General features: G+C 62.0%; 2 protein-coding genes. One reads left to right on the top strand and one right to left on the bottom strand.

Translation table 11 applies throughout. The features are described from left to right. The coding region (locus EAV90_RS39115) for an endonuclease domain-containing protein (protein WP_245509743.1) at positions 1–560 on the top strand (560 nt) is incomplete at its 5' end. A 99-nt stretch (positions 561–659) separates the two neighbouring features. Here EAV90_RS39115 and EAV90_RS39110 read toward each other — a convergent pair. Next, entirely contained in the window at positions 660–1,433 is a 774-nt protein-coding gene (locus EAV90_RS39110) for an SDR family NAD(P)-dependent oxidoreductase (protein ID WP_129146476.1), read from the bottom strand. Between the last annotated feature and the right edge of the window lie 173 nt (positions 1,434–1,606).

Below are 1,606 nucleotides of genomic sequence, written 5' to 3'. Positions count from 1 at the left end.
GGCGCTTGAGCTTGCGCATTCAGGTCTCCCTCTGGAATCGAGAGACACCCAAAGAATCCAGTTCCAACCGCTTGGCAACACCCTGCCAGCACCATATGCGATTCCCCTACCTGGAGGGGGAGGGTCGCTCGCGCCTAGCGCGAGCGGGGTGGGGTGAAGCCACAGCAATGGTGTCAACATCAATCCGACGCGCGGCCGCGAAGAAGCTGAGAGCCAACACCACGCCGCACGAGCGGATGTTATGGCGTGCGCTGAAGGAGCTCCCGCTCCAAGGCTCACACTTCCGCCGCCAAGCTCCAATTGGTCCTTATATTGTCGACTTCTTCTGTCCAGCCAAGCGCCTCATCATCGAGCTCGATGGCGGCCACCACAATGAAGACGATACGGCCGCACGCGACTTCGAACGTCAACGCTGGCTTGAGAACGAAGGCTATCGAGTCATCCGATTCTGGAATTCGGAGATCACGAGTGATCTGACCGCCGTTCTCGAATGCATCTATGTCGAGCTGTACGGATCGCGCGAGGCAGAGACGACACCCTTGAAGCACCGCCGAACGTAGCGGCTCGCGCGGCCCTTCTCTTACCCTCCCCTGGAGGGGTCCCCTCCAGGGGAGGGTGAAGTGAAGCGCCAGTTCAATACAATTGCAAGTGGTCAAACCCTACACCGCCGCCGTCGTCACTCCGCCGTCGATGACGATGGTCTGCCCGGTCATGAAGCTCGAGGCGTCGGAGGCGAGATAGGCGACGGCGCCGGCAATTTCGTGGGGTTCGCCGATGCGGCGGAGCGGCGTGGTGGCGGTGCGGCGCTTCAGGTTGGCTTCGTCTTCCCAGAGGGCGCGGGCGAAATCGGTCTTGACGAGGCCGGGCGCGATGCAGTTGACGCGGACGCCTTTCGGGCCCCATTCGCCGGCGAGCGAACGGCACAGTGCGAAGTCCGCGGCTTTGGAGATGCCGTAGGCGCCGATCACGGTCGAGCCGCGCAAGCCCCCGATCGAGGAGATGATGATCACGGAGCCGCCTCCGCGCTCGGCCATTTGCGGGATCGCCAGCGCGGAGAGCCAGATGTTGCCCTTGACGTTGCTTCCCATGATCTTGTCGAAGGCTTCATCGGTGATGTCGAGCAGCGGGCCGTAATAGGGATTCACCGCGGCGTTGCAGACGAGGATATCGATCTTTCCGTAATGCCTGGTCGCGCCTGCAATCAGCGCCTCGACCTCGTTCTTGCGCGCGATGTTGCAGGGGATGACGAGGGCATCGCCGCCGGCAGCAATGATGCCGTCGGCGACCTCCTTGCAGGGCTCAAGCTTGCGCGAGGAAACCACGACCTTGGCGCCGAGCTTCGCCAGGAGTTCAGCAGAGCAGCGGCCGATGCCGCGGCTGGAGCCGGTGACGACCGCGACTTTGCCGGTGAGATCGAACGGGGTGTTTTTCATTGTCGTTGCCTCGATGCTTCAACGGCCTCCGTCATTGCGAGGAGCTCTTGCGACGAAGATTCCATGGGGAGTGGATAGCGACCAGGTCTGAGGCCAGACTGAGGGTTGCTGAATCCATTCAACCTGGAGACGACGATGTTGCTCGATCATCCTTCCGACGGACTGGCCGCTAT

This window comes from Bradyrhizobium vignae, assembly GCF_004114425.1.
GTDB lineage: Bacteria > Pseudomonadota > Alphaproteobacteria > Rhizobiales > Xanthobacteraceae > Bradyrhizobium > Bradyrhizobium vignae.
This window is presented reverse-complemented; position numbering and strand designations above follow the sequence as displayed.

What these genes read in the sequence shown, in the direction of transcription:
- EAV90_RS39110 (WP_129146476.1), bottom strand. Translation starts at nt 1,433, where the DNA reads ATGAAAAACACCCCGTTCGATCTCACCGGCAAAGTCGCGGTCGTCACC.